The 23201-nt window shown below is 39.5% G+C and carries 19 protein-coding genes and 1 pseudogene; 5 read left to right on the forward strand and 15 right to left on the reverse strand.

Annotation, left to right across the window (positions count from 1 at the left end):
• Window positions 1–3: 3 nt before the first annotated feature.
• On the reverse strand, window positions 4–1512 hold the full coding sequence (locus IHV77_RS11625; RefSeq protein WP_194813299.1) for a CoA-acylating methylmalonate-semialdehyde dehydrogenase: 1509 nt from the start codon (window positions 1510–1512) through the stop codon (window positions 4–6).
• Between the two features lie 202 nt (window positions 1513–1714).
• On the opposite strand from IHV77_RS11625, the gene iolB reads away from it, so the two are divergent.
• Window positions 1715–2548, forward strand: a complete 834-nt coding sequence (gene iolB, locus IHV77_RS11630; protein WP_194812098.1) for a 5-deoxy-glucuronate isomerase — start codon at window positions 1715–1717, stop codon at window positions 2546–2548.
• A gap of 358 nt (window positions 2549–2906) precedes the next feature.
• Window positions 2907–3740, forward strand: a complete 834-nt coding sequence (locus IHV77_RS11635; RefSeq protein WP_194812099.1) for a MurR/RpiR family transcriptional regulator — start codon at window positions 2907–2909, stop codon at window positions 3738–3740.
• A 101-nt stretch (window positions 3741–3841) separates the two neighbouring features.
• On the opposite strand, the gene IHV77_RS11640 is transcribed toward IHV77_RS11635, so the two are convergent.
• Together IHV77_RS11640 and lysS are read right to left on the reverse strand one after the other, a co-directional pair.
• Complete coding sequence (locus IHV77_RS11640) at window positions 3842–5287, reverse strand: catalase (protein ID WP_194812100.1); 1446 nt, start codon at window positions 5285–5287, stop codon at window positions 3842–3844.
• Between the two features lie 784 nt (window positions 5288–6071).
• The gene (gene lysS, locus IHV77_RS11645) at window positions 6072–7580 is read right to left on the reverse strand and encodes a lysine--tRNA ligase (RefSeq protein WP_194812101.1); all 1509 of its coding nucleotides are present in this window, start codon (window positions 7578–7580) and stop codon (window positions 6072–6074) included.
• A 323-nt stretch (window positions 7581–7903) separates the two neighbouring features.
• Here lysS and cadB point away from each other — a divergent pair, with 323 nt between their 5' ends.
• Window positions 7904–9220, forward strand: a complete 1317-nt coding sequence (gene cadB / locus IHV77_RS11650; protein ID WP_194812102.1) for a cadaverine/lysine antiporter — start codon at window positions 7904–7906, stop codon at window positions 9218–9220.
• A 10-nt stretch (window positions 9221–9230) separates the two neighbouring features.
• A complete protein-coding gene (locus IHV77_RS11655) occupies window positions 9231–11369 on the forward strand; it encodes a lysine decarboxylase LdcC (protein WP_194812103.1) in 2139 nt (712 codons plus the stop codon).
• Between the two features lie 51 nt (window positions 11370–11420).
• On the opposite strand, the gene IHV77_RS11660 is transcribed toward IHV77_RS11655, so the two are convergent.
• Entirely contained in the window at window positions 11421–12329 is a 909-nt protein-coding gene (locus IHV77_RS11660) for a LysR family transcriptional regulator ArgP (RefSeq protein WP_228550018.1), read from the reverse strand.
• 17 nt (window positions 12330–12346) lie between these two features.
• Window positions 12347–12881 (reverse strand): annotated as a pseudogene (locus IHV77_RS11665) (PCRF domain-containing protein); the annotation flags it as partial.
• Window positions 12882–13142: 261 nt separating this feature from the next.
• Here IHV77_RS11665 and IHV77_RS11670 point away from each other — a divergent pair.
• Window positions 13143–13391, forward strand: a complete 249-nt coding sequence (locus tag IHV77_RS11670; RefSeq protein ID WP_194812104.1) for a 2-oxo acid dehydrogenase subunit E2 — start codon at window positions 13143–13145, stop codon at window positions 13389–13391.
• 114 nt (window positions 13392–13505) lie between these two features.
• Here IHV77_RS11670 and trpA read toward each other — a convergent pair whose 3' ends face one another.
• The 10 genes from trpA to IHV77_RS11720 form a co-directional block, all read right to left on the reverse strand.
• Window positions 13506–14312, reverse strand: a complete 807-nt coding sequence (trpA, locus tag IHV77_RS11675) for a tryptophan synthase subunit alpha (RefSeq protein ID WP_194812105.1) — start codon at window positions 14310–14312, stop codon at window positions 13506–13508.
• Window positions 14312–15508, reverse strand: coding sequence for a tryptophan synthase subunit beta (gene trpB, locus IHV77_RS11680; RefSeq protein ID WP_194812106.1), 1197 nt, complete (start codon window positions 15506–15508; stop codon window positions 14312–14314). Before trpB ends, trpA begins: the two co-directional genes overlap by 1 nt.
• Window positions 15509–15526: 18 nt before the next feature.
• On the reverse strand, window positions 15527–16285 hold the full coding sequence (locus IHV77_RS11685) for an SDR family oxidoreductase (RefSeq protein ID WP_194812107.1): 759 nt from the start codon (window positions 16283–16285) through the stop codon (window positions 15527–15529).
• A 128-nt stretch (window positions 16286–16413) separates the two neighbouring features.
• Window positions 16414–17844, reverse strand: coding sequence for a bifunctional indole-3-glycerol-phosphate synthase TrpC/phosphoribosylanthranilate isomerase TrpF (trpCF, locus tag IHV77_RS11690; protein WP_194812108.1), 1431 nt, complete (start codon window positions 17842–17844; stop codon window positions 16414–16416).
• A 46-nt stretch (window positions 17845–17890) separates the two neighbouring features.
• Window positions 17891–18892 carry an anthranilate phosphoribosyltransferase gene (trpD, locus tag IHV77_RS11695; protein WP_194812109.1) on the reverse strand — a complete coding sequence of 334 codons (1002 nt, stop codon included), beginning with the start codon at window positions 18890–18892 and terminating at the stop codon, window positions 17891–17893.
• Window positions 18893–18938: 46 nt separating this feature from the next.
• A complete protein-coding gene (locus IHV77_RS11700) occupies window positions 18939–19325 on the reverse strand; it encodes a tautomerase family protein (protein WP_194812110.1) in 387 nt (128 codons plus the stop codon).
• 64 nt (window positions 19326–19389) lie between these two features.
• On the reverse strand, window positions 19390–19971 hold the full coding sequence (locus IHV77_RS11705; protein ID WP_194812111.1) for an aminodeoxychorismate/anthranilate synthase component II: 582 nt from the start codon (window positions 19969–19971) through the stop codon (window positions 19390–19392).
• 10 nt (window positions 19972–19981) lie between these two features.
• Window positions 19982–21529: an anthranilate synthase component I gene (trpE, locus tag IHV77_RS11710; protein WP_194812112.1), complete on the reverse strand. Its 1548-nt coding sequence runs from the start codon at window positions 21527–21529 to the stop codon at window positions 19982–19984.
• An 80-nt stretch (window positions 21530–21609) separates the two neighbouring features.
• Complete coding sequence (locus IHV77_RS11715) at window positions 21610–22890, reverse strand: type II toxin-antitoxin system HipA family toxin (RefSeq protein WP_194812113.1); 1281 nt, start codon at window positions 22888–22890, stop codon at window positions 21610–21612.
• Window positions 22890–23192 (reverse strand): helix-turn-helix domain-containing protein, encoded by a 303-nt coding sequence (locus tag IHV77_RS11720; RefSeq protein WP_194812114.1) that lies wholly within the window; start codon window positions 23190–23192, stop codon window positions 22890–22892. The genes IHV77_RS11715 and IHV77_RS11720 overlap by 1 nt, the downstream gene beginning before the upstream one ends.
• Window positions 23193–23201 lie beyond the last annotated feature (9 nt).

Genomic DNA, 23201 nt, shown 5'->3' on the forward strand with positions numbered 1-23201 from the left:
CACTTATAGTGTAGGCATACTGAAAGCGGCATTCTCTAAAGTGAATTTATTTGGCCAACGTGTTGTAACGGTTTTCATTTTCGTATAAAAACGTACGCCGTCCGTTCCATATACATTCAATGCACCGTATGCAGAATGTTTCCAACCACCAAAGCAGTGAAATGCCATTGGAACGGGAATCGGTACGTTAACACCAACCATACCGGCTTGCACATGATAAGCAAATTCACGGGCAGTTCCGCCATCGGCAGTAAAGATTGCCGTGCCGTTGCCAAACGGATGTTCATTAATTAATTTCATTGCGTGTTCAAAGCTATTTGCCCGAACAATTCCTAAAACCGGACCAAAGATTTCTTCTTTATAAATCGTCATATCCGGCGTTACATTGTCAAATAGCGTACCGCCGATAAAATATCCTTTTTCGTACCCCTCCGGTTTTTTGCCTCGCCCGTCAACAAGCAGAGTAGCGCCTTCTTCAATCCCTATCTCAATGTAACGGGTAACATTGTTTAAATGTTGTTGGGTTATTAACGGTCCGAAATCCATTTCTTTTTCACCTTCCGGTGTTATTCCCGGACCAAAGCGTAAATTTTCGACTTTCGGCTTAAGAGCGGCAACTAATTTATCTGCCGTATCATCATCAATTGTCACAATTAAAGGTAGTGCCATACAGCGTTCGCCGGCAGCACCAAACGCAGCACCTAAAATTGCATTTACCGTTGTATCAATATCGGCATCAGGCATAACTAATCCGTGATTTTTCGCCGCTCCCAGCGCTTGAACCCGCTTTCCGTGTTCCGAACCGATTTTATGTACATGGGCCGCTGCGGTGGTTGAGCCGACAAAGCTGACGGCTTGTACTCTCGGATCACGTAATAAAATTTCATTATCTTTACGATCACCATGGACGACATTAAATACACCGTCAGGTAAACCGGCTTCTTTTAGTAATTCAGCTAAACGAATGGATAAAGAAGGATCGGCTTTTGCCGGTTTTAAAATAAAGGTGTTTCCGCAAGCTAAAGCAATAGGAAACATCCACATTGGTACCATAGCAGGAAAGTTAAAAGGCGTAATACCGATCGTTACCCCTAGAGGTTGCATACTTGAATGAATATCGATCCCTTTGCCCGCTTGTTCTGAAAATTCACCTTTTAATAAATGAGGAATACCGCAGGCAAACTCTACCACCTCTAATCCACGCGTTAGTTCTCCGCAGGAATCCGAATAAACTTTCCCGTGTTCTTCTGTGATTAAGCGTGCCAGCGTATCCCAGTCTCGTTGTAACAATTCTTTAAATTTAAATAAAATTCTAGCCCGTCTGAGTGGGGAAGTCGCTGCCCAAGCAGGAAAAGCGTTATAGGCAGCTTCTGTAGCTGCATTAACTTCTTCTGCCGTACTCATTCGGACTTGACGAATTTGTTCACCAGTTGCAGGGTTAAAAATAGGCCAAATGCTTTCGCCTCGGCTTTCTACTTGTTTACCATTAATGAAATTATGCACGGTTTCCATCATTTGCTCCTTACTTAATTAGTGAAATATCTATATTGACCTCACACAAAGTAAAATATTTATTCCAAAAAATCAATATGGATATCCATTATTTGAAATAAAAATTTCATTTTGTGAGCTAGATCTAATTTTTGGAAAAATGTTCTAGACCAAATTGTTTAAAAGCGTATGATTTTGAATGTTCAGTAAGTAAGGAGAAAATATGAGTTATTTATTGTCAAAATCCAGAAAAAATACACCGTTAGAAAATGGTGAAGTACAAAAAATTACACCGAAAAGTGCTAAATGGGAGTATGTCGGTTTTGAAATGTATCATCTAAAAAACCAACAAAGTTTAGTTTTAGATACTGAAAAAACCGAAGTTTGTTTAGTTATGGTTGCAGGGAAAGCCAGTGTAGCCGTTGCAGAACAAACGTTCCATAAAATCGGTAATCGGATAACGCCTTTCGAAAAAGTCCCGCCTTATGCGGTTTATGTACCACATAACCAAATTATTCATATTACTGCAGATACTGAGGCAGAAATTGCCGTGTGTCGGGCGCCAAGTCAAGGGAATTTGCCCGTACGTTTAATTACACCGGAACAGATAAGTGTTGAAAAAAGAGGGTATGGCAATAATAAACGTTTGGTTCATAACATTTTGCCCGAAACAGAGGCGGCTGATGCATTATTAGTGGTTGAGGTCTTTACGGATGAAGGTTGCACGAGTTCTTTTCCAAGCCATAAACACGATCAGAAAAATTCAGATCAGGAAACTTATTTGGAAGAAACTTATTATCATCGTTTTGATCCGCCACAAGGTTTTGCATTACAACGTGTTTATACTGATGATCGTTCTTTAGATGAATGTATGGCGGTTTATGATGGTGATGTAGTGCAAGTTCCAAAAGGCTATCACCCTGTTGCAACGATTGCTGGATACAATAATTATTATCTAAATGTGATGGCAGGTCCCGTAAGACAATGGCGTTTTAGTTGGGAGAAAGAGCATAGTTGGGTAAATACCCCTGAATATGCCAAAAAATTTGAAAAATAATAAGAGAACACCAATGTAGCCGGGATAGATTAGGATTAATGTCGGCTCATTGGTGTTATTCACAATCCTCTTAATGAGATAGAGGGGGAATAGTGCTTGTTACTGTTTTTATTCAAACAACCACTACATAACATCGAAATTGAATATGACATATTATCGCTTTCTTGTGTGCTCAATAAAAAGTGTATTAAACCAGTGATTTGATTTTATTAAAAAAATATATTGATATAAAATAGTTGCTCATTGTTTGGGCATTATTAAGACACATCGGCATAGCTGTAAATAAAAAAGTAGAAAATCACCACTCTTTTTATTATTGACGATAGTCCTTTCCGTTCAATCGGTTAAAAAGGTAAATATGGAAGAAAATACGCAATTAAAAGATCTGCAAAATAAAATACGATTACGTTATGATAGTTTAAGTAAACGCTTAAAGCAGGTTGCTCAATATGTTTTAGATAACAGCGATAGTATTGTTTTTGATACGGTAGCCGTTATTTCAGAAAAGGCTAATGTCCCTCCTTCAACCCTCATTCGCTTTGCTGCAGAGTTCGGTTTTTCCGGTTTTAATGAAATGAAACAGATCTTTCGGGAAAATCTTATGGAAAAAACCACGAATTATACGGAGCGGTTACAACTTTCCCACAAACTTAATAAGCAGCACAATAACTCGGTTGAAAATATTTTATCGATTTTTTCCCAAGCCAACGGGCACGCTCTTCAACAGCTAGCAGCAAATACCGATACCCAACAGCTTCGTGCAGCAGCAAAAATTTTAAATCAAGCCAATAATATTTTTGTTATAGGCTTGAAACGTTCTTTTAGTGTTGCCTGCTATTTCAATTATACTTTACTACATTTAGATTGTCGCTCTTTTGTGATTGACGGATTAGGGGGAATGTTTGATGAGCAGCTTAGTCAAATTAAAGAAGGAGATGTTATCGTTGTTATCAGTTTTTCACCTTATGCGGATGAAACCTTAAATATTGCCAGCATTGCCGCTAAGAAAGGGGTAAGGCAAATTGCGATTACGGATAGCCAAATTAGCCCTTTGCTTACCTTTAGTGATATTTCTTTTATTATTAAAGAAGCGCAGGTGCTGGGATTTCGTTCTCAATGCTCAACAATGACATTAGTGCAAACACTGGCGATTACGTTGGGCTTAGAGAAAGAATCAACAAAATTAGAGTAAAAGTGCGGTCAAATTATTATCTGAATTTAGCTTGAATAAGCTATGATTGGAGCTATAAAAAATGCCAAGGTTTTCATACCTTGGCATTTACTTTTATTTTATTATTTAGCTAATTTGCTACGAATTGCATCCGCTAATTCTGTGCTTACTTTTTCAAAATGAGCTAATTGTCTTTCTACAATTTCCGGTACGGTTACACCTGAAAGGCCTGCTGCAAAGTTACTTGCTAATCGGTCTTTTTCTTCACAAGTGAAGATATTGTATAACGCCGCAGGTTGTGAATAGTAATCTTCATCGTATTCACGGAAATTAAAGTGCGCCGCTTCACGTTCAATTTGCAGTGGCACTTGATCGTGGGTTGGAACATAAGTTTCAAAACGGTTAGGAGCATAGTTCGGGTTAGTACCGCCGTTGTGATCCACACGCATTGCACCATCACGGTGAGTCGTGTGATATGGGCATTTTGGTGCGTTCACCGGAATTTGATGGTGGTTCACACCTAAACGGTAACGTTGTGCATCTTGGTAAGAGAATAAACGCCCTTGTAACATACGGTCAGGAGAGAAACCAATTCCCGGTACAATATTGCTTGGTGCAAATGCCGCTTGCTCTACTTCGGCAAAGTAGTTTTGCGGATTGCGGTTTAACTCTAATACACCCACTTCGATAACCGGATAGTCAGCGTGCGGCCATACTTTCGTTAAGTCGAAGGCATAGTTATGTTTATGAGCATCTGCTTCAGGCATAATTTGTACTTGAACCGTCCAACGTGGGAACTCGCCACGCTCAATCGCTTCGTATAAATCCTGTTGGCTGGATTCACGGTTCTCACCCACTACTTTTGCTGCTTCTTCATTCGTGTAGAATTTATGACCTTGTTGAGTTTTGAAGTGGAATTTCACCCAGAAACGCTCATTGGCTTCATTCACAAAGCTATAAGTGTGGCTGCCGTAACCGTTCATATGACGCAAGGTTTGTGGAATACCACGGTCAGAGAACAAGGTCATAATTTGGTGCATTGACTCAGGGTGGCGAGACCAGAAATCCCACGCTGCATTGGCATCACGCAAGTTGGTTTGCGGGTTACGTTTTTGAGTGTGAATAAAATCCGGGAACTTTAATGGATCACGGATAAAGAAAACAGGGGTGTTGTTACCCACTAAATCCCAGTTACCTTGTGAGGTATAGAATTTTAATGAGAAACCACGCACATCACGTTCGGCATCAGCCGCACCACGTTCACCGGCAACGGTTGAAAAACGTAATAAAACTTCGGTTTGTGTTCCCGGCTTGAATACGGCTGCCTTAGTATATTTGGTGATGTCTTGAGTTACGGTGAAAGTACCGTAAGCGGCAGAACCTTTAGCGTGAACGACACGCTCAGGAATACGCTCACGAGCAAAGTGAGCTAATTTTTCTTGAAACCAAACATCTTGTAATAATAAAGGGCCACGTGGACCGGCTGACATAGTGTTGTCATTATCTACAACAGGAGAGCCTGCTGCGGTCGTTAAGGCGTTATGATCAAATGGACATTTTCCAGACATAAGATTGCTCCAAATTAGTTAGTAAGTAAATTTCGTTCGTGATTATAATTTGGCTTAAAAATTTAGCAATCTATCAAATGAATAACATATAACTATCAATAATTAGGTTTTGATAGGTTCGGTGCATTTAAAGATGTCTGTTTTTTATGATTTTTCTAGAGTTTTAGGAAGAAATAAGCATATTTTAGTATAGAATCTAAATGTAACAATTTTGTTACTTAAAGTTTATAGTATTAGCACTTGCACAAATCATCGTAGGGTACCGTTAGGCAAAGCAGTAACGCACCAATTGAGGGTTTTATGATGAAATGCTATGTTACGTAAAGCTTAACGCACTCTACCCTCGATAAATATTTGGATATAAAATTCTCTTTGTGCGACTGATACATAATGCCGAAAAAATATTATGCAAACAAACAACCTTTTATATCAACAATCTATTGGCTTTGCCAAAAGACAAGATTTTGTCGATTTATATCGGGAGATATAAAATCATTAAAAGATACCGGATATGTAGTATCTACAATAAACATTGACAGAACATTATCTGATCCCCCAAGAGCACCGCATTAACCGTATTGAAGTGATGCCGACTGTCCAAACCTTTCGCCGTTAGCTGTGGTGTACAGGGTATAACCCATAACGAAAGTGCGGTCAATTTTTAGGGTATTTTAATCACAAGTGGATTAAGTTTTCTTTGCTTATGCTTTGAGAGAAACTGTTTTTTTACTTAAAGTAAAATAACAATCCGCACGCGTTATGTGCGGATTGTTATTTATCGCTTTTATTTGGTTCGCATTGCTGGGAAAAGAATGACATCTCGAATGGACGGTGCATTGGCGAATAACATTGCCAAACGGTCGATACCCAAGCCTTCGCCGGCAGTTGGCGGTAAACCGTGCTCAAGTGCCACAACAAAATCGTCATCTTTAAACATCGCTTCATCGTCTCCAGCTTCTTTGGCGGCAACTTGATCATCAAAGCGTTGATTTTGATCTTCCGCATCATTTAGTTCGGAGAATCCGTTACCGATTTCACGTCCGCCGATAAATAATTCAAATCGATCGGTGACTTCCGGGTTTTCATCGTTACGGCGTGCCAATGGGGAAATTTCCGCTGGATGTGCCATTAAGAAAGTCGGCTGAATTAAATGATGCTCTGCCACTTCTTCAAAAATCACATTGACTAAGCTGCCTAAACCCCAAGATTTTTGTATATCAATACCCAATTTTTCAGCAATGACTTTTGCTCGCCCGAAATCGTATAAATCGTCTTTGACAATGCCTTTATCAGCACCATATTTAAGAATGGCATCGTGCATTGTAATACGTTCAAACGGTTTGCCGAAGTCAAATTCATATTTACCGTAAGGGAGAATGGTTGTGCCTAAAATATCTAATGCCAATTTACGTAATAATTCTTCGGTATTATCCATTAAGTCGTGGTAATCCGCATAGGCTTGGTAGTATTCCAACATCGTAAATTCTGGATTGTGGCGAATAGAAACACCTTCATTGCGGAAATTGCGGTTAAGTTCAAATACTCGCTCAAATCCGCCAACTACAAGGCGTTTGAGATAAAGTTCCGGGGAAATGCGCAAATACATATCCGCATCAAGGGCATTGTGATGGGTGACAAACGGGCGTGCGGAGGCACCGCCGGGGATCGCTTGCAACATTGGGGTTTCCACTTCTAAGAACCCTTTACCGATAAAATATTCACGAATACTGGCAACGACTTTAGAACGAATAATAAAAGTACGACGGGACTGTTCATTGGAAATTAAATCAAGATAACGTTGGCGATAACGAGTTTCCTGATCCGATAAGCCGTGGAATTTTTCCGGCAATGGACGAAGTGCTTTGGTCAGCAGCTCAACTTGGTTGCAACGCACGGTCAATTCGTTGGTTTTGGTTTTAAATAATGTGCCGCTTACGCCGACAATATCACCCAAATCCCAGTTGCCTACGTTGTCGGCATATTCGCCTTCGTTGAGGTTATCACGGGCGATATAAAGTTGAATACGGTCACTGACATCTTGTAACGTCACGAAAGTGGCTTTTCCCATAATGCGGCGAGTCATAATTCGCCCGGCGATTTTGACATTGATTTCCGTGGATTTTAGGAATTCGCCATCAGCGTTATCATAAAGTTGATGTAAATCCAGTGCTAACGCATCGCGGCGAAAAGTATTGGGAAATGGGTTGCCTTTTGCTCGTAACGCAGCGAGTTTTTCACGGCGTACCGCCATTTCTCCTTGAAAATCTAATTCGGGTGTTTGTTGTTCTGCCATTGATGTTGCTCCTTAAATATCGTTAGTGGTTACCATTATAAGCATGGGTTAAATTCGGGCCAAAGTAGTACGAAGCCTTGTGGTTATAAATCAATTTCCTGCGTTTTGTAGGGAAAATCCGTTTAATCGTTGTTTATTTATCTCCTTTTCCATGATGTTTATACTCCTTGATTATAAGAATAATTAATTATTTTTCATCAAAAATAAATAAAATTTATGATATAGATCAATATAAGTTTATCTTATTAGATCAATAATCTTATTAGATAATTTGAATTTGTGATTATCTAAATGGTTAATTTTTTCTTAAAAGAGGTGATCTTATGAGTCCATCCAAAAAGATAGGTCTTTTTACCTGTATAGCGGTTGTTGCGGGTAACATGATGGGAAGCGGGATTGCATTGCTGCCTGCAAGTTTAGCGAAAGTAGGTTCTATATCTATTTTCGGTTGGATTATCGCAACATTGGGGGCATTAGCTTTAGCTTATGTTTTTGCACGACTGAGTACAAAAAATCCTCAAGAAGGCGGACCTATTGCTTATGCTGGCGAAGTTTCGCCAATGTTGGGATACCAAACTTCAATTCTGTATTATCACGCGAATTGGATTGGTAATTTAGCGATTGCGATAACGGCAGTTGCTTATTCATCCGTTTTCTTTCCTATATTAAATGAACCAATCCCCGCAGCGATAGCGGCGATTGTTGCAGTCTGGTTGTTCACATTTGTGAATTTGCTGGGAGGGGCTTGGGTTAGTCGATTAACTTCAATTGGTCTGATTTTAGTTTTGATTCCTGTTATTGGTACAGCGATTTTTGGTTGGGCGTGGTTTGATCGTGATATTTATCAAGCCAACTGGATTGCTGAAGGATCAATGGGTTCTTCCAAAGCTGTGATTAATTCCGTTTTACTATGCCTATGGGCATTTGTCGGTGTTGAATCCGCTTCAGTCAGTAGTGGCTTGGTAAAAGATCCGCAAAGAACAGTTCCGCTTGCTACGTTATTGGGAACCGGGTTGGCTGGTATCGTGTATGTTATGGCTTCTCAAGTTATTTCCGGTATGTTTCCAAATGCGGAAGTGGCTTCATCAGGGGCGCCTTTTGCTTTAAGTGCTTCAAAAATTATAGGTGAGTGGGCATCACCTTTTGTTTCTGCCTTTACTGCGATTGCCTGTTTAACTTCTTTGGGCTCGTGGATGATGCTGGTTGGTCAAGCCGGCTTAAGAGCAGCAAGTGATGGCAATTTCCCTAAAGTCTTTGGTGAAACCGATCGTAACGGTGTGCCTAGAAAAGGGCTGATTGCCGCTTCAACAATGATGACGATTCTTATGTTATTACTCACGGTAATGAGTGCAAGTGGCTCGAATGCCGCAGACTTATTTACTCAACTGACAAGTATTGCCGTTATGCTGACAATGTTCCCTTATTTCTATTCCGCAATAAATTTAATTCGTTTTGAAGGCGTAACTACAAAAAGCACATTAAGTTTATTGGCTTCCATTCTAGCGATTTTATTTTGTTTTATCGCTTTAGCTGGTGCCGAACATTATCAAATTACTGCAACGATTCTGGTTTCATTAGCCATTTTTGCGTTTTATGCAAAAAAACTGGGGCACCAACAATCTAATTCACAATCAATCTAAGGAGCATATTATGAAAACAATTTTAATCGGGCACAATAAAGAAACAAAATATCTTAATGAACTTAGCCACCATATTGAACACAGCCATTATGCCGTTATTCAAACAACCGGACAGGGAGAATTACTTTCCTTATTGAAAAATAATGCACGAATTTCAGCGGTTCTGTTTACGGTGGATTTTTTCTACGATGATTTTGTCAATCAAGAGTTGGTGAAAAAAATTATTGAAATTAATGAAAATTTACCGATTTTTGTACTCAAGGAAAACGAAAGTGGTATAGAAATTGATTTTGATGTCATTGATGATTGTGTGCAATATATCGACAGTAGTTTGTATAGTCATACGGAAGTCATCAAACAAATCGACAAATCTATCTCGCATTATATTGATCAAATCACACCTCCCTTCACCAAAGCCTTGTTTCATTACGTTAATGAAAGTAAATATACATTCTGTACACCGGGTCATATGGGCGGCACAGCGTTTCAGCGCTCGCCGATAGGCAGTATTTTTTATGATTTCTTTGGTGAAAACAGTTTTAAATCCGATATTTCCGTATCGATGAATGAACTGGGTTCTTTATTGGATCATTCTGGTCCCCATGCGGAAGCGGAAAAATATATTGCTGACATTTTTAATGCGGATCGCAGTTATATTGTGACGAATGGTACATCGACAGCCAATAAAATTGTCGGTATGTATTCCGTTCCTTCAGGGGAAACGGTTCTTATTGATCGTAATTGTCACAAATCCTTGACTCACTTACTGATGATGAGTGACGTGATCCCGATTTATCTTAAACCAACCCGTAATGCTTACGGATTACTTGGTGGTATTCCGGAATCTGAGTTTGAACCTCAATCAATTGAGCGAAAAATTGCCGAAATAAAAGGGGCGAAATGGCCTATACATGCTGTGATTACGAATTCGACTTATGACGGTTTGTTCTATAACACTGATAAAATCAAGCAAAATTTAGCAGTGAGATCGATTCACTTTGATTCTGCTTGGGTTCCTTATACGAATTTTAGCCCGATTTACAATGGAAAAACCGGTATGGGGGGAATAAGTGTGCCGGATAAAGTGATTTATGAAACGCAATCAACTCATAAATTATTGGCAGCATTTTCACAAGCGTCAATGATTCATATTAAAGGTGAGATTAATGAAGAAACCTTCAATGAGGCCTATATGATGCATACATCTACCTCTCCGAATTACGGCATTGTTGCTTCAACCGAAGTTGCTGCGGCAATGATGAAAGGGAATAACGGTAAGCATTTAATGCGAGATGCAATAGAAAGAGCGGTCAAATTTAGAAAAGTAATTAAAAATCATAAACAGGCGATTGATTCGTGGTACTTCGATGTTTGGCAACCTCAAAACATTGATTGTATTGAATGTTGGGAGCTAGAGCCTGAAAGTATGTGGCATGGCTTTAGCAATATTGATCCGCAACATATGTATCTTGATCCGATAAAAGTAACACTTTTAACGCCGGGGTTGAATCAAAATGGCGAATTGGAAGAAACGGGAATTCCGGCAACACTGGTGTCAAAATTCCTTGATTCAAGGGGGATTATTGTTGAAAAAACTGGTCCTTATAATTTATTAGTATTGTTCAGTTTCGGTATTGACGATACGAAAGCAATGGGGTTATTACAAAGCTTAAATGAGTTCAAAGAAATGTATGATGCTAATTTATCTGTCAAAAAGGTTTTACCAGAAATTTATGCCCAAGATCCACATTTTTATGTGAATATGACAATTCAAGAATTAGCACAGGGTATTCATCAATTAATCTGTAAACATCAGTTACCAAATTTGATGTTTAATGCGTTTGAAGTGTTACCAAAAATGGTAATGACGCCAAATAATGCTTTCCAACTTGAATTAAATGGCAAAATAGAAGACTGCTATTTGGAGAATATGATTGGTAAAGTCAATGCAAATATGATTCTTCCGTATCCCCCGGGTGTTCCTTTAGTTATGCCGGGAGAGATGATTACCGAAGAAAGCCGATCTATTTTAGATTTCTTAATGATGTTGTGTGAAATCGGATCTCATTATCCGGGCTTTGAAACGGATATTCACGGCGCTTATCGGCAAGATGACGGACGTTATAAAGTCAAAGTCTTATCGATGTAGCTTAATATAGTAAAATCGCCCGATTGGTGTTTGGTTCAATCGGGTGATTATTTATTGTAATAACAATGTTCCTTTTTCTTTAATACAAACACTGAGCTTTTTGATGGGTTCTGATTCTAAATTATACCGGTGCCAATAGAGTTTTTTATGTTGGACTAGTTCAGGTAATAAATTGATAATTTTTCCTTTCTCTAATTCATTACGAATTTGTTGTTTGGAAATCATACAACAAACAGAATTTTGTAAAATAAGTTGAACATAAGCTTCCGATGAGGGGACAACATGGCTGACCAAATTGCCCGGGCTAATGCCAAAATATTCCTGCAAAAAAATATGATGTTGATCAACAGATTGAGAGAAAGTTGCAATAGGAGCTTTAAGTAAAGCCTCTTTATTAACCCCCTGAGGAAAATATTTTTCTGCAAAATTTGGCGAAGAAACCAAAATATAATCTAATGAACCGATGTAATCACATTTTCCATTGATAATAGGCTTAGAGTAAGTACTGACGGCTGCAACAACATCTCCGGAGATTAAACTATCCAAGGTTTTGGTTTCGTCTTCAATTTTAATATTCAGACGTAAAGTTGGATCGGTCAAGATGTCTTGGATTGCCGGTAGAAACCAAGTGGCAAGTGAGTCGGCATTAATTGACAGCGGAATACTCTCAATATTTAACCCGCCGTTATCAAAAATATCGTGCTCCAATAAATTAACATGGTAAAGCAGTTTTAATAACTTTTTTCCTAATTCGGTCGGTTTTGGCGGAACTGTACGCGTGACTAACAGCTCGCCAAAATCATTTTCAAGTTGTTTAATCCGTTGAGATACGGCTGATTGAGTAATATTTAATTTATTTGATGCTTTTTCGAAGCCTTGCTCTTTAATAATCAAATCAAGTAATCGAAGAGATTTATAATCTATTTGTTGCATAACGTTTGTTAGGTTTTTATGTGTCATTAGAATAATTAAGCACCTTATAGTCCTACTTTTAAACTTGTTTCAATAAAACGATCAAGATCGCCATCCGGTAAGGTTTGTGTATTGCGCTTTTCAACGCCTGTGGGGAAACCTTTGTACGGCTGTAGTCCAAAACGCATAAGAGGACTTGCGGCCCCTGCCGATGTCTGATTTGCTTTCTTCCATCGCTTGCTTGTCGGTATTTTTCTTCATCATTTCAATTTCATACAGCCTTGTTTTAAGCTGTTTCATACATTTATCTTTATTTTTGTGTTGCGAAAGGTCATTTTGGCATTGCATGACAACACCGCTCCAATTTCAAGATAAACGAAAGCGACACTGAAAGAGGTATGGCAACAGTTGTTGGAATCAAACAGGCTTTTCCGTACTAAGCGGTGTACGCTTGCTTCGGTTCCTTAAGCAGCCGAAAGCATATTCGTCGGGCATGAATTGTGGCGGAAATATCGGCAGCGTCGCTTCGGCTTTCATTAATTCGGTTTTAAAGCCTTTACTTTCCGCCCTGAAATACAATCTTAGCAGCATTTTCGTCCAACTATGCCTACTGAACCCGATTACAGATCCACATAGAAATTGGCACTGTCGTCCATTCTACTTTTTATCAGATTGATTTCAAACATAACCGTTGCCTAAATTTACCATGAGCAGCAGATTATATGCTATTTTCGGGGAATTGGGTAGGTTTTCAAGGCATTGAAATTAGTAATAAAAGCTGTCGGTTATTAGCTTTTATCCGCCTTTATGGTGAAATTCTGCAATTTTTATTCAACGTTAAATGTTATTAGAAACTGAAAAATGAAGAAAATTTTGACCGCACTTTCGTTATCTTTGTTATCCGCAACGGTGTTTAATGATGTGGCGATTATCTGCTGTCCGATGATCCGTTTACGCAAACATACGACGATAAATTTGAAAAACAACACGGTTGTACGGTTGGGGTTTATTTCTTTCTACGTAAAAATGCTGGCCAAAACCTTAAAACGTTATTTGGAAGTCAATGCATCGATTGACGGCGAAGACATTATTTATCACAACCATTTTTAGTGGCAATTAAAGATCTCTTAGAAGAGCCGACTAGTAAAGTCAGTTTAAATACGATGAGTTTTATAGATTAAACGAAAAACCGCACATTTTATATGCGGTTTTTTATATGGATAGTTAGATTGTCGCCTCTTTCATCCGTTTTACAAACTCAGCTAATTCATTTAAACATTGTGGGTGATTATCCAAATTTCGCTCAATAATTTTTACAGTTGCAGAACCTGAAATTGCACCGGCTGCTCCAAGTTTTAAGGCTTCTTTTACTTGTGCCGGTTGTGCGATGCCGAATCCTTGTAAGATTGGTGGGGCATTATGGGATTTCAGTTGTTCAATAAGCGCATCTAAATTTGTTGAATAGGCTTGATTTTCGGCGCTTGTTACGCCTGCACGAGAAACCAAGTAAGTGTAACCTTCCGTATTTTTTGCCACACCTTGCACTGTTTTTTCATCCGCATTCGGAGGACAAATAAACACCGGTTGAATGCCATATTTTTTGGCGGTTTGAACGTAATCCTCTTTTGCTAACAGGGGAATATCCGCCACAAGTACGGCATCCACTCCGACCTCAGCACAACGTTGATAAAACTTATCAAGACCTTTTGCGAAAATAAGATTGGCGCAGAGAAGAAGGCTAATCGGAATCTCCGGATATTTTGACCGCACTTTTTCGAGTAATTTAAAGCTATCTTCCGTGCTGTGACCTGCATTCAATGCGCGATTGTTTGCCGCCTGAATAACCGGGCCGTCTAAAAGCGGATCAGAAAATGGAAAGCCAAGTTCTAAGGCATCCGCACCATTTTCAACTAAAGTACAAATAATATCAAAAGAGCGGTCGAATGTTGGATCACATAATGTGACAAAAGGAACGAATGCTCCTTCATTTTTTGCTTGGAGAGCAGTAAATTGGGTTTCAAAACGGCTCATTATTTCATTCCTTTTTCAGTTAAAATCTTATCTACGGTAAAAATATCTTTATCCCCACGACCGGATAAATTCACAACAAGAATTTGCTCTTTATTGGGGTCTTGGTGAATCATTTTTAATGCATGGGCAAGCGCATGAGCGCTTTCAAGAGCCGGAATGATTCCTTCGTGTTTCGCGAGTTCTTGGAACGCATTTAGGGCTTCATCGTCAGTGATAGATGGATATTCGGCACGACCAATGCTTTGTAAATAAGCATGCTGAGGGCCAACGGAAGGGAAGTCTAAGCCCGCAGAAACGGAATAAGATTCTTCCACCTGACCATCTGATGTTTGCATTAGCGGCGATTTCATTCCGAAATAAATACCGATTTTGGCGTGTCCTAGCGGTGCGCCGTGTTCCCCAGTTTCAATGCCTTTACCTGCCGGCTCTACACCGATTAAACGTACGTTCGATTCATCAATAAAATCGGTGAATATACCAATTGCATTTGAACCGCCGCCAACAGCGGCAATCACTGCATCAGGCAATCGGCCTTCACATTCCAAAATCTGACGTTTGGTTTCTTCACCGATCATTTTTTGAAATTCTCGCACAATGGTTGGGAAAGGGTGAGGGCCTGCCGCCGTACCGAGTAAATAATGAGTGGTTTCATAGTTCGCAGACCAATCACGCATTGCTTCACAGCAGGCATCTTTTAAGGAGCTGGAACCTTTTTGCACAGGAATGACTTCCGCTCCCATTAAACGCATACGAAATACATTTGGCGATTGACGTTCCACATCTTTTGCCCCCATATAAACACGACAAGGCATATCCAGCATCGCACAGGCGAGGGCAGTGGCCACACCGTGTTGACCCGCACCGGTTTCTGCGATGATACGGGTTTTCCCCATACGTTTGGCGAGTAAGATTTGCCCAAGCACTTGATTGGTTTTATGGGCACCACCGTGCAATAAATCTTCACGTTTAAGATAAATTTTTGCTTTTGTGCCTTTAGCAAGATTACGACAAAGGGTGAGGGCGGTTGGTCTGCCCGCATAATTTTTTAATAAATCCTGAAATTCACGTTGAAACTCCGGACTATCTTTCGCTTCTATAAAGGCTTTTTCGAGTTGTTTAAGCACCGGCACAAGAATTTCCGGTACATACATACCGCCGAATTCACCGAAATACGGATTTAAAATTGTCTCTGACATTGTGTTTCCTTGCTGTTTTTAATCTGAATTTTTCGTTACTTTTAATGGATTGAAGGTTTGTGCTGTCGGCATTACTTCAATACGATTGATATTCACGTGTTCCGGTTGTTGGTTGAGCCATAACACAATATCGGCAATGTTTTGTGGCGTTACATATGAGACATCTTCATAAAGTTTTTCGGCACGTTCATCATCACCTTTAAAACGGACATTTGAAAATTCTGTTCCGCCACAAAGTCCCGGTTCAATATTGGATACACGAATATTTTTACCGGCGAGATCCGCCCGTAAATTTAAGCTGAATTGTTTTACAAAGGCTTTTGTTCCGCCATATACATTACCGCCCGGATAAGGATAATTACCGGCAATCGAACCTAAATTAATGATATGCCCCGTATTGCGTTCCACCATCTGCGGCAATACAAAGCGGGTTATATTGATTAAACCTTTAATATTCGTATCAACCATTTTTTCCCAATCATCAAGATTTGCTTGATCTGCGGTTTCCAAGCCTAACGCAAGCCCGGCATTATTCACCAATAAATCAATTTGTTGCCATTCCTTTGATAGCGATTGGATCGCTTGTTGTGTTGCGATACGATCAGAAATATCAAAGGCGAGAGGAAGAAATTGCTCCCCCAGTTCGGTGTGAAGAAGGGTTAAACGTTCTGTTCGGCGCCCCGTACCAATAACACGGTATCCTGCTCCAATTAATGTGCGGCAAATTGCCGCTCCAAAGCCGGCCGTGGCACCGGTTACTAATGCTATTCTAGACATATTATCTCCTTAAGTTTGCAGCTTTATATCCATTTTAATTCACTGTAAATGACCAAGTGCGGTCAAATGTCACTCAATTTTTTTGTATTTGACTTGACCTTGTGTTCATTGTGCAGTTGTCCATTGATTTATAAAATCTTCTCAAAAACCAACCGCACTTTTGTTTCATCTTTGATACCCGGTGAGGTTTCTACTCCGGAATTAAGATCCACAGCCAAACAATTTTGTTTAATCGCTTGTTCGATATTTTCCAGTGAAATACCACCGGCTAATATAATTTTGTGTTTCAAATTTTCAGGGATTACAGACCAATCAAAGGTTTTGCCAGTGCCGCCTTGTTTATTTGCTGTTTTACTATCGAAAATATAACGGGCAATATTTAGATCATCAATAAAATTGACCGCACTTTTTTCTTCCGTATTCACCGAAATGGCTTTCCAAATTTGGGTAAATTCAGGAAGTTGAGTGCGTAGAGTAGTGATAAATTCCGAATTTTCGGCACCATGCAGCTGTACCGCATAAAGTTGTAATTGTCGGGCTATTTTTACAATAAAATCAATTTCTTGATTTTGGAAAACCCCCACAAAACGAAGTGGGGCCGCAGTGACTAATTCCTGCGCTTGACGTAAACTCACACAGCGTTTTGAATGTTCTGCAAAAATCAAGCCTCCGTAAAGCGCACCATTTTCGTAGGCACTTTTAACATCCTGAGTTCGGGTTAAACCGCATACTTTATTTTCTCCAAAAATAACGGCACGAACCGCATTATTGAGATTTTTGTTTCCCATTAGGCTACTACCGATTAAAAAGCCGTGCGCCACATTTTGTAATTGACGAATCTGTTTATGATTATAGATACCCGATTCGCTGATAATACGTACATCGGCGGGAATACGATCTGCATATTTTTCAGTGAGTGTTACTACGCAGCTTAAATCTACGCTGAGATCGTGCAAATTGCGGTTATTAACCCCGATAATTTTTGCTCCAAGCGCAAGCGCGCGTTCAAATTCTTTTTCATTCGAGGTTTCCGTCAGCACGCCCATACCTAAGGAATGGGCAAGATCCGCCAACACGCGATAAGTGTCATCGTTTACGACAGAAAGCATTAAGAGAATAGCATCTGCCTGATAATAACGGGCTAGATAAACCTGGTATTCGCTGATCATAAAATCTTTGCACAATACGGGTTGGTTCACGATATGGCGTACTTGTGGCAAAAATTCAAAATTACCTTGAAAATATTTTTCATCAGTCAGCACGGAAACTGCAGAAGCGTAATGCTTATATACGTTGGCGATTTCAGTTAAATTAAATTCAGCACGAATCAAGCCCTTTGAGGGTGACGCTTTTTTACATTCTAAAATATAAGCGGGTTTTTTATGGGAACCTTTGGCAAGGGCATCATAAAAAGAGCGGTCGGATCTTGAGATATTTTGCTGAAATTCACATAATGGAAATTCCGCTTCTTTCGCTTTTACCCACGCGGCTTTGTCGAGTACGATGTTTTGTAGCACCGTGGCGGAATCTATAGGTTTTGAGAAATCTTGAATAATCATTATGTTGCCTTTTAATAGTGGGGAATACGGTAATTTATAATTCAGGTTAATATTGGATTAATTTTTGCAATGTCTCAAATGCTTTACCGCTCGCCAAAGTTTCCAATACATTTTGGGTATTTTGTTTGAGATCTTCTTGCCCGAATAGCTTTAGCAATAATGCGGTATTGGCTGCAACGGCATTGGCATGTTCCGTTTTGCCTTTGCCTTGTAAAAGTGCGGTCAGTATTTTGGCATTTTCCTGTGGCTCACCACCTCGTAGGCTTTCTAATGATTGTGTTTTTAAACCGAAATCTTCCGGTGTTAAGGTGAAGTAATCAATTTTTCCATTTTTTACTTCCGCTACTTGAGTTTCGCCGTGTAACGCAACCTCGTCTAATCCTGAGCCATACACAACAAAAGTATGTTCGTGACCAAGGGCTAGGGCGGTATCGGCATAGTTTTTCACTAATTCCGGAGCGTAAACACCTAACAAGCTATAATTTGGACGTGCCGGATTAATTAATGGACCGAGAATATTAAAAATTGTACGTGTTTTTAATGCGGCTCGTACTGGTGCTACGTGACGAAAACCGGAATGATATTGCTGGGCAAATAAAAAACATATACCGATTTCATCTAAAGCTTGGCGTGCACTTTCCGCCGAAGTATTCACATTGACCCCTAAAGCGGTTAATACATCGCTTGCCCCTGATCGGCTGGAAACGCTACGATTGCCATGTTTGGCAACTTTCACGCCCATTGCAGCTGCTGTAATGCAACTTGCAGTAGAAATATTGATGGTATTTTGTCCGTCTCCGCCAGTGCCGACAATATCCGCAAAAGGGTAGCTTGGACGGGGAAATGTTTTGGCATTTTGTAATGAAGCCGCTACGGCTCCGCTGATTTCATCAATCGTAGCACCACGTACTTTTAAGGCAATAAGCATTGCTGAAATTTGTTCATTCGAGAGCTTTCCCTGAATGACGGCATTAAAAAGTTCGGTGCTTTCTTCGGTTGAAATTTGATTTCCGTCATAAAGTTGCTCTAATAATTGCTCGTGTTGCATGGTTCGTTCCTTGTTTTATTATTTTTGGACGCAGCTCTTTTACCTGCTAAACATAAATATCGTAGTCCAAATCCCTCGCTTCATCACCGGTCATTCCTCGGAATCCCCAGCAGTGCGCAGGTTGCTCTTTGATAGTAATTTCAACATTATGGGCACGAATACCGAGCTTGTATTCCAATTCACTGAATAGCATTTTTATTAGACGTTTTTTGGTGCCTTCCATACGACCAGCCATTAAGTTAATTTCGATAACGGTATAATCATCACTACGGTCGAAAGGGTAGTAAAAATCTTCTTTTTCTAAACCTAGAAAGCGAATGGCGTGTTTGCCTTTTGGGATATCTAAACCTAAGTAAAGGCTGTTATAAATAACTTCAGCCAATATTTCTCGGCGTGGTATGAGTTTGGATTTAAGTCCGAATACAGTAATCATTTTGTTTTTTCCTTGATATATGAGGGCGAACTTCAGCCCGCCATTGATATTAAAATCTCAATTCTTATCTGTTCAACAACCATTCAATAGACTGCTGCAACAGTTGTGAACCTTGCACAGTTAAAATACTTTCAGGATGAAATTGGTACGCACAAATTGGTAAATTGCGATGGTGAATAGCCATAATGATGCCGTTGTATTCCGCATTAATAACAAACTCTTTCGGTAAATCTTGTCCCATTAGAGAATGATAACGAGCCACCGGCATTGGGTTTGCCAGATTTTTAAACATCGCTTTACCATCGTGAGTGATTTTGGATACTTTTCCGTGTAACACTTCGCCGGCATGAACCACTTTTCCGCCAAAGGCTTGAATTAAGGCTTGGTGGCCTAAGCAAATACCGATAATTGGCACGTGATCTTTCAAACATTCAATTAATGGCAATAAAATCCCTGCTTCAGCAGGCGTGCCGGGACCTGGAGAAAGGGCTAGAATCGTTTCCGGTGTATTCAATGCGGCTTCCACAATCAGTTCTAAATCACAATCATTGCGGTAAATTTTGACTTGATGTCCCAACACGCGAAATTGATCCACTAAATTGTAAGTGAAGGAATCAAAATTATCTAAAAAAAGAATATTTGCCATAATGTGTTCCTTATTTGGCCTGTGTATTAATTTGGCGAATCGCTTTAAGCACGGCTGCGGCTTTATGACGGGTTTCGTCCGCTTCCATTTGCGGATCAGAATCTAATACTTCACCACAACCGGCTTGCACATAAGCCATGCCATTTTGAACAAAAGCGGAGCGAATAACGATACAGGTATCAAAACGTCCGTCAGAAGTGAGATAACCCACCGCGCCACCGTAGCTATGGCGTTTTTGTTTCTCAAATTGATAAATCAGTTGCATTGCTTTGATTTTAGGCGCACCGGTAAGTGTTCCCATATTCATACAGGCTTGATAGGCGTGTAGCGCATCTAATTCCGGTCTAAGTTTACCCGTTACACGTGAAACCAAATGCATAATATGCGAATAACGATCGACTTGCATTAATTCTGCAACTTTACGTGTGCCGCTTTGGCAAACACGAGCGATATCATTCCGAGCCAAATCAACCAACATTAAATGTTCCGCTTGTTCTTTATGATCAAGACGAAGTTCAAGTTCTAACCGGGCATCCAATTCCGGATCGATATTACCGTGGGCATTAAATCCACGTGGACGTGAACCGGCGATCGGATAAATTTCTAACTGACGATTTTCAGGCGTATATTTGAGCGCACTTTCAGGTGATGCGCCGAACAAAATAAAGTCGTCATCATTCATATAGAACATATAAGGACTAGGGTTATTTTGTTTAAGTTGGGCATAACCGGCAAGGGCGTTCGGACAAGCAAGCGAAAAGCGGCGGGATGGTACGATTTGGAAAACATCGCCGATATTAATATGATGCTTTAATGCTTTCACAATGTTGATGAATTCGGGATCTTCAAAGTTGGTTTTAATTTCATCATCGGCTGCTTTAATCGAAAGCACATTATCTATATTTTTTAATTTTTGTGCGATAGAAAGTGCGGTTTTTGCTGTATTTACTTGTTCTTCTTGTGAGAAACAGAAACTTTTCAATGTGGCTTGCTGGTTTTGATGATCAATCGTAATAAGGTGTTCTGCAAGATAGAAACTGTAATCGGGGCAGTTGATTTGATCATCTTTGAGTACAATGCCATCCATCGGAATGAAATTAGCGACCAAATCATAAGCAAATAAGCCACCTAAAAAAACAGGTGTATTACTGTGCCGATAAAGATTGGAAATCACACGCAGACCATCGAAAACGGTAGGAGATTGCAATTTTCTATCTTCATCAAGTTGATTATCCTGTGGGGCGAAATTCACTGAAAATTCATCGTTAAAACTGACCGCACTTACTTTGCCAAGTGCGGTTAAAATCGGATAAATTTCTTCTAGTACCTGTTTACCATTTGCATTTAATGCTTTAAACGTGACGTTGTGACTTAAACAAGTAATTTTCACTGCGGCATTAATCAATATAAGGCTTTGTAAGCTGTTTTTGCTACCGATTTCAGCGGAGTCGAGCAGAAGAGTATTCGAATGGCGGCATAGCGTGTTAAAAATAGCCGTGGTATCTGAGTGGTAAGACACGGGTTGCGTGGTGACGGCAATAAAAGCGTTGTGTTGCATAATGAAATCCTTTATAAGAACTTTTGCACTATTAAACTAGTACAATGCAAATAAGTCAAGAAAAGATTTTAAAAATATTTTTATAGAATTTTTTGAGCTTGTTTTTTTAACCCGACTAAAATCGGTTCACTAACTTCATTTGGTAGGTGAGAAATTGCAATGAGATCAATTTTCGGCAAACAAGTCAAAATTTCTTGAAGAATATCTTCAACGACAGTTTTAGACAAACCGACTAATTTAGCGGTAGCAAAAATATGACGAAGTTGAATTTTATCCCACAAATAGTGTTTATTTTCGCCATACCAAGCCATTGCCATTTTGACTTTTTGCTTGGCTAATCCCTGAGCTTTAATCAAAGGGTAAGCGGATATGACATCATAAAATGGTGTCAAACGATAATGCCCTTTGGGCTCTAAAAAAATACTAAAATTTTTAGCATGTCCATCAATAGCACAAAGTAACCAAAAGACAATTTGTGCTTTAAAGAATTGTTTTCTATCTTCATTCGGATTTGCTGAACCATTTAATAATTGCATAATTTGTAAAATGCCGGGACCGCCATCACTTTCATATTTTCTGGCTGGGGCTGTATTTAATGCTTGGCACATATCTTCTTGTGGCAATCGAATGAGCCATTTTCTATCTTCAGACCATCGGCGATCAAAACGTTCGACAATTAACGTTTTAATTTCCCCAAAATGTTCAATAGCGGAAAAAGGGACTTTTAATCCGAGAACTTGCATAATTCTTAAACAAAGCCATTCATTTTCACAACTGTTGGAAAGATCGAGTTGATTTTGAGCGACCATTCCTATCGGTAATTTAAAAATATGGCTGGTTGGGGTGGTATATAAAGGGCGCATCCATTGCCCGTTATAGTTCAGTAAAGCGGTTTTTTCCTGTGCACCGGCAATGGATATACGAAAGTTTTCTTCCTGCTCCATTCCAAGTGGAAAAGTGCGGTAGTTTTTTAGTGTGTTTTCAATTTCAAATTCAGACAATGGTTCAGCATACACTGTTTTTACAAAATCTGTGTTGTGCTGATAAAGCTGTATTGCGCCGACACAGTCTTGCCCAATTGCGGACAGCAAATCAAAAGGTGTTTTCGTATTGGTTTGAAAACGCTGTTGAATACGAGAACGAATGTGTTCGTTATCAGGTAATAAATTATCAAAAAAATTATATACTTCATCACCACGATAAATTTTTGATGAAAGCGGCAATGAAAGCGAAATGGGGCGGGATCGGACAGACGAAAGCCATTTTTCGGCATATTGAAATTCTGTAGCCCCATTTTTTAAACGTCGCCACCAACCAACTAAAATACCATTCATTGCAACATTAAGTATTGAATTATCCATCACCAAATTTCTCCGTCATCATCACTGTTATAAGTTGCACTTGGTTCTTCAATAAGATTGTGGCTACTTGGGGAAGAATGTTTTGTTAATGTAGGACGAGGTTGAACAACTAATTCTAATTCTAATGCAGCAAGAATTTTGAACAACGTTTCAATTTTTGTACTTTCCGGTGTATTTTCAAAATTTGAGACTGTCGCTTGCTTGATTCCGACCTGCTTAGCGATGTCTGTTTGTGATATGTTATCTTTATAGCGAAATTCACGAATAACGTGAGAAAGCATTTTGGGGCTTGTAACGATCATATTTTATCC

It is taken from the genome of Rodentibacter haemolyticus (assembly GCF_015356115.1).
Classification (GTDB): Bacteria; Pseudomonadota; Gammaproteobacteria; order Enterobacterales; family Pasteurellaceae; genus Rodentibacter; species Rodentibacter haemolyticus.

Bases quoted from the DNA above. Each gene is read 5' to 3' on its own strand.
- IHV77_RS11625 (WP_194813299.1), bottom strand. From the start codon at position 1,512: ATGGAAACCGTGCATAATTTCATTAATGGTAAACAAGTAGAAAGCCGA.
- iolB (WP_194812098.1), top strand. From the start codon at position 1,715: ATGAGTTATTTATTGTCAAAATCCAGAAAAAATACACCGTTAGAAAAT.
- IHV77_RS11635 (WP_194812099.1), top strand. From the start codon at position 2,907: ATGGAAGAAAATACGCAATTAAAAGATCTGCAAAATAAAATACGATTA.
- IHV77_RS11640 (WP_194812100.1), bottom strand. From the start codon at position 5,287: ATGTCTGGAAAATGTCCATTTGATCATAACGCCTTAACGACCGCAGCA.
- lysS (WP_194812101.1), bottom strand. From the start codon at position 7,580: ATGGCAGAACAACAAACACCCGAATTAGATTTTCAAGGAGAAATGGCG.
- cadB (WP_194812102.1), top strand. From the start codon at position 7,904: ATGAGTCCATCCAAAAAGATAGGTCTTTTTACCTGTATAGCGGTTGTT.
- IHV77_RS11655 (WP_194812103.1), top strand. From the start codon at position 9,231: ATGAAAACAATTTTAATCGGGCACAATAAAGAAACAAAATATCTTAAT.
- IHV77_RS11660 (WP_228550018.1), bottom strand. From the start codon at position 12,329: ATGACACATAAAAACCTAACAAACGTTATGCAACAAATAGATTATAAA.
- IHV77_RS11670 (WP_194812104.1), top strand. From the start codon at position 13,143: ATGAAGAAAATTTTGACCGCACTTTCGTTATCTTTGTTATCCGCAACG.
- trpA (WP_194812105.1), bottom strand. From the start codon at position 14,312: ATGAGCCGTTTTGAAACCCAATTTACTGCTCTCCAAGCAAAAAATGAA.
- trpB (WP_194812106.1), bottom strand. From the start codon at position 15,508: ATGTCAGAGACAATTTTAAATCCGTATTTCGGTGAATTCGGCGGTATG.
- IHV77_RS11685 (WP_194812107.1), bottom strand. From the start codon at position 16,285: ATGTCTAGAATAGCATTAGTAACCGGTGCCACGGCCGGCTTTGGAGCG.
- trpCF (WP_194812108.1), bottom strand. From the start codon at position 17,844: ATGATTATTCAAGATTTCTCAAAACCTATAGATTCCGCCACGGTGCTA.
- trpD (WP_194812109.1), bottom strand. From the start codon at position 18,892: ATGCAACACGAGCAATTATTAGAGCAACTTTATGACGGAAATCAAATT.
- IHV77_RS11700 (WP_194812110.1), bottom strand. From the start codon at position 19,325: ATGATTACTGTATTCGGACTTAAATCCAAACTCATACCACGCCGAGAA.
- IHV77_RS11705 (WP_194812111.1), bottom strand. From the start codon at position 19,971: ATGGCAAATATTCTTTTTTTAGATAATTTTGATTCCTTCACTTACAAT.
- trpE (WP_194812112.1), bottom strand. From the start codon at position 21,529: ATGCAACACAACGCTTTTATTGCCGTCACCACGCAACCCGTGTCTTAC.
- IHV77_RS11715 (WP_194812113.1), bottom strand. From the start codon at position 22,890: ATGGATAATTCAATACTTAATGTTGCAATGAATGGTATTTTAGTTGGT.
- IHV77_RS11720 (WP_194812114.1), bottom strand. From the start codon at position 23,192: ATGATCGTTACAAGCCCCAAAATGCTTTCTCACGTTATTCGTGAATTT.